We start from the raw sequence: 8,373 nt of genomic DNA, 5'->3' as shown, positions 1-8,373 counted from the left end.
GAAGGGCTGCTGTGGCGGCTCCCATCTGGATGCAGGGCCCTTCGCGGCCGAGGGAGAGTCCGCCCACCGTGGAAACGAGGCATCCGACGAATTTTGCCGGAAGCACGCGGAGCCAGTCACGGCGCGAGACGTGGAGTCTGCCCCGGACAATGAGTTCGGTCTGCGGAATGCCGCTGCCGGAAATGAGCGGAGTTTTTTTGACCAGCCAGCCCAGAAAGCGGGCGGCGGCGACGAGAACGAGCAGCCAGAGAGGCGCGATCCACCAGTTATCCTTCCACCCTGCAAGCCAGGAGGAGAGAACGGGAGCGGCATGGTCGCGGGCAAGGCGGAAGCTGCATATGACGCAGGCACAGCCGAGGCCTATGACGATGCCTTCCAGAGCGAGCAGAACGCGATTGGCGCGCAGAATCCAGTATTTGCGGCGATGTTGATTCATGAATGATTCCTGTGAGGCGCAAAGGCTTCGTGGGGAAAGGTGATGCGGAGCGACGGCAAAGGCAAGGCTGCGCCGACAACCGTGAAGGGAGAGGCGCATGCATTTTTTTCGAGATCGTTACCTGTCTTTTTGTCTTGACCGAGGCAACACTGCTGCGATGGTAAACGCAACACGAAGGGCCGACGTTTTTCCGCCGCCTGCCTGTGCAAAGCTGTAGTACAGGAGCGCGGGCAGCGCAAGCATGCCTCTGAAGGGAAAAAGAGAACATTTTCGGTTGCCGGGCCCGTGAGTTTTATCCTATACCTAGAAGAAATCATCTTCTTCAGGAGAACTGAACATGGCTCAGCGTGAACAACTTGCCAGCAGACTGGGGTTTCTGCTTCTTTCGGCCGGGTGCGCCATCGGGCTCGGCAACGTATGGCGCTTTCCGTACATTACGGGCAAGTACGGCGGCGCTGTATTTCTTGTAGTCTATCTGCTTTTCCTGATTTTCGTGGGACTTCCCGTGCTGGTCATGGAATTTTCCGTGGGGCGCGCCACGCAGCGCAACATGGCCCACGCTCTGGCCAAGCTTGAGCCCCGGGGCAGCTGGTGGCACAGGTTCGGCATCATGAGTCCCATAGGCAACTATATTCTGATGATGTTCTACATTCCCATTGCCGGCTGGATGCTTTGCTACTGCTGGTTCATGCTGACCGGCCGTCTGGATGTCCCCACGGCGCAGGTTCCGGCCGTGTTCGGCGGCATGCTGGCCGATCCCTGGCTGCTGCTGTTCTGGACCGTGGTGGTGTCCGCGTCGTGCTTCGCCATCTGCGGGCAGGGCCTGCAGCGGGGCGTGGAGCGCGTGGTCAAGGTCATGATGCTGGGGCTGCTTGTCATCATGCTTGGGCTCGCCCTGCATTCCTGTTTTCTGGAAGGCGGCTCCAAGGGCCTGGAATTCTATCTCAAGCCCGATTTGAGCCGCGCCGTGGGCGCGGGCTTTCTCGCCCTGCTGAACGACGCCATGAATCAGGCCTTCTTCACCCTGAGCGTGGGCATGGGCAGCATGTGCATTTTCGGCAGCTACCTGAAGAAGGATCGCTCGCTCACGCAGGAATCCGTGCTCATCGTGGCGCTGGACACCTTTGTGGCCCTGACCGCCGGACTCATCATCTTCCCCGCCTGCTTCGCCTTCGGCGTGACGCCGGACGCCGGGCCCGGGCTTATTTTCATCACCCTGCCCAACATCTTCAACAACATGACCGGCGGACGCTTCTGGGGCTTTTTGTTCTTCGTGTTCATGAGCGCGGCCGCGCTCACCACGGTCATTGCGGTGCTCGAAAACATCATTGCGTTTTTCATGGACGGCTACGGCTGGTCGCGCAAAAAGTCCACCATCATCAATTTCGTGGTGCTCACCCTGCTTACCCTGCCCTGCATTCTCGGCTTCAACGTCTGGTCCGACTTCCAGCCCTTCGGCCCCGGCAGCGCGGTGCTCGATCTGGAAGACTTCATCATCAGCAACAATATTCTTCCGCTGGGCTCGTTCCTGTTCATGCTGTTCTGCTGTCACCGCTACGGCTGGGGCTGGGACAAGTTCATTGCCGAGGCCGACACGGGCCGGGGCATGAAGTTCCCCAGGTTCCTGCGCTTCTATCTGACCTGGATTCTGCCGGTGGTGTTTCTTTTCATCTTCGCGCAGGGATACATTCAGAAGTTCTTTTAATTTCGGAAAAATTTTGACGAATTTGTAAGAGCATTTCAAAAAACGGAAAGACGACGCATCCCGACGATTTTCCGTCGTTTTTCGGCGGAAGTCGGAGCGTTTGTGAAGAGGGAGCGGCCGCGGAAGCCGTTTTTCCCCGGTTGCCGGGCCGCCCTGTTTCACATATATGAAGAAAAAATATTTCCGCCAAGGAGAAATATACTATGGCTCAACGAGAACAGCTCGCCAGTCGGCTGGGTTTTCTTTTTCTTTCCGCCGGTTGTGCCATCGGACTCGGCAATGTATGGCGTTTTCCTTTTATTACGGGTAAATACGGTGGCGCTGTTTTTCTTGTCGCCTATCTTGTGTTTCTTCTCGGCATGGGTCTGCCCATTCTCATCATGGAATTTACCGTCGGGCGCGCTTCCAGAAGAAACATGTCCCGCGCCTTCCGTGAACTGAAGCCCGGTTCCAAATGGAGCTATTTCGGCTGCTTCAGCATCATAGGCTCCTATGCGCTCATGATGTTCTACATTCCCGTGGCCGGCTGGATGATGTATTACTGCTGGGCCACGGTGACGGGCACGCTTTCCGTTCCCGTGGATCAGGTGCCGGGAGTCTTTTCCAATCTGCTTGCCAGCCCGGGCATCATGCTTTTCTGGACGCTTGTCGCCTCCCTCGGCTGCTTCGGCGTGTGCGCGCTCGGCCTGCAGAAGGGCGTGGAACGCGTGGTCAAAATCATGATGGGCGGACTTCTCGTCATCGTCGTCGGCCTTGCCGTGCATTCCCTCACCCTGCCCGGCAGCATGAAGGGCGTGGCCTTCTATCTCGTGCCCGACCTTCAGCGCGCCATGGACGCCGGCATCATGTCGCTCCTCAACGACGCCATGAATCAGGCCTTCTTCACCCTGAGCATCGGCATCGGCGCCATGTGCATTTTCGGCAGCTATCTCAACCGGGACAACACCCTGACCAAGGAATCGGTGTTCATCGTTTCTCTGGACACCTTTGTGGCGTTCATGTCGGGCCTCATCATTTTCCCGGCGTGCTTCGCCTTCGGCGTGCAGCCCGACGCCGGCCCCGGCCTCATCTTCATCACGCTGCCCAACATCTTCAACAACATGACCGGCGGCCGCTTCTGGGGCGCGCTGTTCTTCGTGTTCATGAGCGCGGCCGCGCTCACCACGGTCATCGCCGTGATGGAAAACATCATCTCCCACTTCATGGACACCTACGAGTGGACGAGAAAAAAGGCCGTGAAGATCAACTGCGTGGTGCTTACGCTCTGCACCCTGCCCTGTATTTTCGGCTTCAACATCTGGTCGGACATTCAGCCCCTCGGGCAGGGTTCCACCATCATGGATCTTGAGGACTTCATCATCAGCAACAACCTGCTGCCGCTCGGCTCGCTCATTTTCTGCCTGTTCTGCTGCCAGCGCTACGGCTGGGGCTGGGACAAGTTCATTGCCGAAGCCGACACCGGTGCAGGCATGAAGTTTCCCAAGTTCCTGCGCTTCTATCTGACCTGGATACTGCCCGTCGTGCTTCTGGTTATTTTTGTGGAAGGCTACATTCAGAAGTTCTTCTGATCCCTTTTTCTGCAACTTTCTTCCGGCGCGCGCCTTGCTGCGGCGAGGCGCGCGCCGCCTTTGTTCCCCGTTTCTGGAGTACGTCATGCAACGAGAAAAAATGGCCAGCCGCATCGGCTTTCTTTTTGTTTCCGCCGGATGCGCCATCGGCCTGGGCAACGTGTGGAGATTCCCCTACATTACGGGCAAGTACGGCGGCGCCGTGTTCGTGGTCGCCTACCTGTTCTTTCTGCTCATGCTGGCGCTGCCTCTGCTCATCATGGAGTTTTCCGTGGGCCGCGCCTCGCAGCAGAACCTCGGCAACGCGCTGCGCGTGCTGGAACCTCGGGGAACGCACTGGCACCGCATGGGCTGGCTCAGCATTGTAGGCAGCTATCTGCTCATGATGTTTTATATTCCCGTGGCCGGATGGATGCTCTTTTACGTGTGGAGAACCGCAACGGGACAGCTTGCCCTCGCGCCTGATCAGATGCCCGCCGCCTTCGGAACCATGCTTGCCGATCCTGCGGGCATGACCTTCTGGGCGTTTCTGACGTCCATACTCTGCTTCATCGTCTGCGGCTTCGGTCTGCGCCGGGGCGTGGAACGCGTGGTCAAGTTCATGATGACCGGGCTTCTCGTCATCATGCTGGGACTCGCCCTTCGCGCCGTGACCCTGCCCGGAGCGATGGACGGCCTGACCTTCTACCTTGCTCCCGACTGGGAGCGCGCCGTGAACGCCGGCATCTGGAGCCTGCTCAACGACGCCATGAATCAGGCCTTCTTCACGCTGGGGCTCGGCATCGGCTCCATGTGCATTTTCGGCAGCTATCTGGGGCGCGAGTACACCATCACGCAGGAATCCATCTGGATCGTCTGCCTGGACACCTTTGTGGCCATGATGTCGGGATTCATCATTTTCCCGGCCTGCTTCGCCTTCGGCGTGGAACCCGGTTCCGGCCCCGGTCTGATTTTCATCACGCTGCCCAACGTGTTCAATTCCATGTCCGGCGGACGCTTCTGGGGCACGCTGTTCTTCGTGTTCATGAGCGTGGCCGCGCTGACCACGGTAATCACGGTCATCGAGAACATCATTTCCTACAGCATGGACGTGTGGAAATGGTCGCGCCGCAAGTCCACGGTGGTGAACGGCGTGGCGCTCACCCTGCTCACCCTGCCCTGCGTGCTCGGCTTCAACGTGCTCTCCGGCATTCAGCCTCTGGGCAAGGGCAGCACGCTCATGGATCTGGAGGACTTCATTCTCAGCAACAATCTGCTGTCCATCGGCGCCATCACCTTCATGCTGTTCTGCTGTCACAAGTTCGGCTGGGGCTGGGACAAGTTCATGGCGGAAACCGACGCCGGCCGCGGCGTGAAGTTTCCCAGGTTCCTGCGCTTCTACCTGACGTGGATTCTGCCTCTCGTGGTGGCGCTGGTGTTTGTGCAGGGCTATATTCAGAAATTCTTTTCCTGATGTCGTCTCTCTGAACCGCTGAAGTATCGAGAAGGCCGCGTCTTGCCGACGCGGCCTTCTCGTTTATGGGCGTGAGCCCGGATGTGAGGATTTCTCCTGCGGCGTCGCTTCGGCTCGCGCGGCGACGCCGGATTTTTCATGTCCGGCGCTCCGCGCGCTTCGCCTGAAATCGACGCACGCAGGCTCAGGCCTGCTCGCCTATGCGGCGCAGAACCTCAAGCAGCAGATGCCAGGCTCGTTCCGCAGAAGGAAGGTTGAGCGTTTCCTTGGTGGAATGCGCGCCCGTGACTTCCGGGCCGAAGGAGAGAAAGTCCATGGGGTGGCCGATCTTCTTGAACTTTTCGGAGAACAGACCGCATTCCAGACCGGCGTGAATGCCTTCCACTCTGGCGTCCTTGTGGAAGAGGTCGCGGTAGGCCTGTTCAAAGAGCGGCTGCAGGCGGGAATCGGGATTGTATTCCCAGGCCGGATAGTCGCCGGAATGTTCCACGGTTGCGCCCACCATGGCGCCGAGCACGTCGATCTGACGGCAGAGGGCCTCCTTGCGGCTGGCGGAGGAACTTCTGGTCTGGCACTGGAAGACCACGCCGTTTTCTTCCATGAGCATCACGGCGAAGTTGTTGGAACTTTCCACCAGGCGCTGCGTGGTGATGGTCATGTCCATGGAGGCGATGCCGGTGGGAATCAGCAGCGCGGCGTCAAGAATGCGTCCGGCGCTTTCTTCGGTCATGATCCTGCCGCCTTCCGCGCTCTCCAGGGCAATGTGCAGACCTGCGCCGTCGGCTCCCCGCAGTTCGTGACGGAAAACGTCGGCCCAGTCGTCAAGACGGCTGCGCAGCGTTTCTTCGTCGGCGCGGATGAACACCACGGCCGAGCTCTCCTTGGGAATGGCGTTGGCCGCCGTGCCGCCGTGGATGGAAGCCAGACGGCAGGGGAAGGTCTGCATGAGATCGTCGAGCACTCTGGCCAGCAGCTTGTTGCTGTTGCCGCGTTCCTTGTGGATTTCGAGACCTGAGTGGCCGCCCGCCAGGCCGCCCACGGTGATGCGGAAAAAGCGGAAGGCGCTGCTTTCGGAAACGGCGGCCGCGTCTTCAAACGCGGCGGGAATGTGCATTCTGCTTCTTCTTCCGCCCGCGCAGCTCACGCAGAACACGCCCTCTTCTTCGGAGTCCATGTTGATGAACATGGAGGCCGTCACCTGCGAGGCGTCGAACGCCGTGGCTCCGCCCATGCCCACTTCTTCATCCACGGTGACCACGGCTTCAAGCGGAGGATGCGGAATGTCTTTGGAATCCAGCAGCGCGAGCATGTAGGCGAGCGCTATGCCGTTGTCCGCGCCCAGCGAGGTGCCGTCGGCGTGCAGGCTGTCGCCGTCGAACACGAGTTTCAGCGGATCCTTGGCAAAGTCGAAGTCGAGGCCGTTGTCCTTCACGCACACCATGTCCATGTGTCCCTGAAGGACCACGGCGGGAGCCTGTTCCATACCGGGCGTGCCGGGCTTGCGGATGAGAATGTTGCCTGCTTCGTCCTGCCTGACGGCGAGACCGCGTTCGCTGGCGAAGGTTACGAGATAGTCGCTGAGCTGACGCTCGTGCTTTGATTCATGAGGAATGCTGCAGATTTTGGCAAACCAGCCGAGATAGGGCTTGTCGGCGCTGCACGTATTGTTCATAACTTGCTCCTGTATTTTCCATGTCGTTGAAATGCCTGGGATGATGCCACCTCGCGGAGGTGTGCCGTTTCGGTTTACTCAAGAAGTCCCCCGGGTGCAACCGGCGCTTCGGGGCAAGGCTGGCAGCACTTTGAAAAGCGTTGCAGCGCCTGTGATGCCGGGAAAAGCAGAGAAGAACTGTGCAGGATTTTTTAATTTCCTGCCGACCGATTGACATAATGTTCTATTAATCACATAGTACCACCGTATGCCTTTTTCAGACGGAATCAGGTTTACGTGTATTATTTATTCTACCTCGGAGAATATTATGGAATACAGCAGAAGAGCCATGCTGGGCGTTATGGGTGGTCTTGCCGTTGGTGGTTCCCTTGCCGCCATGTCCGGTACCGTTATCGCGGCTCCCGCCGCGCCTGCCATGTCCGGCGGCAAAAACGGGCACTTTGCGCAGATGGGCGGAGAGTTCGGCTGGACCCCGAAAAAGATCGACGACCTCGCCGCTGCGGCTTCCGTGGCCTATCAGGGCTACTGGTATAAGGGTTACGGCTGCGGCTACGGCGTGTTCTACAGCATCGTCGGCACCATGGCGGAAAAGTACGGCGCCCCCTACAACACCTTCCCCTTCACCATGATGGAAGGCTTCAAGGGCGGCATGTCCGACTGGGGCACCATCTGCGGCGCGCTTGCCGGCGCGGCCATGGCCTTCTCGGTGTTCTATCCGCGCAAGGAATCCACGCCCATGGTGAACGAGCTGTTCCGCTGGTATGAACAGACGGCCTTCCCCATCTACAATCCCGGCGACGCCGCCCAGGGCGTGAAGGGCGATCTGCCCACCAGCGTGTCGCATTCCGTGCTCTGCCACGTGTCCGTTTCCCGCTGGTCGCACGCCACCAAGCTGGCGGCCAACAGCACGGAACGCAGCGAACGCTGCGGCCGCATCACCGCCGACGTGAGCCGCAAGGCCATTGAAATCCTCAATGCCAAGATCGAAGCCGGCAAGGAATGGAAGGGCGCGCTCGGCAAGCAGGAATCCGTGACCGGCTGCACCACCTGCCACGGCAAGGGCAAGATGTCCGACATCCAGAAGGGCAACATGGACTGCACTCCCTGCCACAGCGGTTCCGAAGCCACGGCGGACAAGTTCCACAACCATCCGTAAATCGGGAAAGGCTCATTCCATATTGATGAGGAAAAGGAGGGGGCCGAAGCCCCCTCCTCTTTTTTATGAAAACGTGTTTTCGGGCGATTGCGGCAGAAGTTGCCGCGGAACCCCTGACTGATCTGTTTGGGTTGATAAAAATAAAATGAATTTAATCAGTATATTAAATATAAAAATGAAAAAAGAATAAAAAAACTGCAAAAAAGTGTTTGACAAGTCGGGGGTAAATGGGCATAACTCGAAAACGCGCTGAGGCACAGCGGCTCAAACGAGCGCCCCGCCGAAAGCGCCGCCTGAAAAAAACTTGAAAAAAGTTGTTGACAGGTGAAACGAAAAGTTGCATAAAGCAACACCGCCGCGAGTGAGCGGCACGGTTCTTTGAC

At 58.6% G+C, this 8,373-nt stretch carries 6 protein-coding genes; 4 read left to right on the top strand and 2 right to left on the bottom strand.

Going from position 1 to position 8,373, the window contains the following annotated elements; all coding sequences use genetic code 11:
* A partial coding sequence (locus tag ACZM96_RS07525) for a chloride channel protein (RefSeq protein WP_489488290.1) occupies positions 1 to 436 on the bottom strand: 436 nt, incomplete at its 3' end.
* A 337-nt stretch (positions 437 to 773) separates the two neighbouring features.
* Here ACZM96_RS07525 and ACZM96_RS07520 point away from each other — a divergent pair.
* From ACZM96_RS07520 to ACZM96_RS07510, 3 genes are all read left to right on the top strand, one after another.
* Positions 774 to 2,141 carry a sodium-dependent transporter gene (locus ACZM96_RS07520; RefSeq protein ID WP_489488288.1) on the top strand — a complete coding sequence of 456 codons (1,368 nt, stop codon included), beginning with the start codon at positions 774 to 776 and terminating at the stop codon, positions 2,139 to 2,141.
* A 203-nt stretch (positions 2,142 to 2,344) separates the two neighbouring features.
* The gene (locus ACZM96_RS07515; protein ID WP_489488286.1) at positions 2,345 to 3,709 is read left to right on the top strand and encodes a sodium-dependent transporter; all 1,365 of its coding nucleotides are present in this window, start codon (positions 2,345 to 2,347) and stop codon (positions 3,707 to 3,709) included.
* 85 nt (positions 3,710 to 3,794) lie between these two features.
* On the top strand, positions 3,795 to 5,162 hold the full coding sequence (locus ACZM96_RS07510) for a sodium-dependent transporter (protein ID WP_489488284.1): 1,368 nt from the start codon (positions 3,795 to 3,797) through the stop codon (positions 5,160 to 5,162).
* Positions 5,163 to 5,346: 184 nt separating this feature from the next.
* Here the strand turns inward: ACZM96_RS07510 and ACZM96_RS07505 are convergent, their stop codons facing one another.
* The gene (locus ACZM96_RS07505) at positions 5,347 to 6,834 is read right to left on the bottom strand and encodes an aminoacyl-histidine dipeptidase (RefSeq protein ID WP_489488282.1); all 1,488 of its coding nucleotides are present in this window, start codon (positions 6,832 to 6,834) and stop codon (positions 5,347 to 5,349) included.
* Between the two features lie 307 nt (positions 6,835 to 7,141).
* On the opposite strand from ACZM96_RS07505, the gene ACZM96_RS07500 reads away from it, so the two are divergent.
* A complete protein-coding gene (locus tag ACZM96_RS07500; protein ID WP_489488280.1) occupies positions 7,142 to 7,990 on the top strand; it encodes a split-Soret cytochrome c in 849 nt (282 codons plus the stop codon).
* Positions 7,991 to 8,373 lie beyond the last annotated feature (383 nt).

Source organism: Mailhella sp., assembly GCF_057866825.1.
The sequence above is the reverse complement of the archived record's forward strand: the minus strand, read 5'-3'. Positions and strand labels throughout refer to the sequence as shown.

Excerpts from the sequence above, each read along its gene's own strand:
- ACZM96_RS07520 (WP_489488288.1), top strand. The coding sequence starts at position 774 with ATGGCTCAGCGTGAACAACTTGCCAGCAGACTGGGGTTTCTGCTTCTT.
- ACZM96_RS07515 (WP_489488286.1), top strand. The coding sequence starts at position 2,345 with ATGGCTCAACGAGAACAGCTCGCCAGTCGGCTGGGTTTTCTTTTTCTT.
- ACZM96_RS07510 (WP_489488284.1), top strand. The coding sequence starts at position 3,795 with ATGCAACGAGAAAAAATGGCCAGCCGCATCGGCTTTCTTTTTGTTTCC.
- ACZM96_RS07505 (WP_489488282.1), bottom strand. The coding sequence starts at position 6,834 with ATGAACAATACGTGCAGCGCCGACAAGCCCTATCTCGGCTGGTTTGCC.
- ACZM96_RS07500 (WP_489488280.1), top strand. The coding sequence starts at position 7,142 with ATGGAATACAGCAGAAGAGCCATGCTGGGCGTTATGGGTGGTCTTGCC.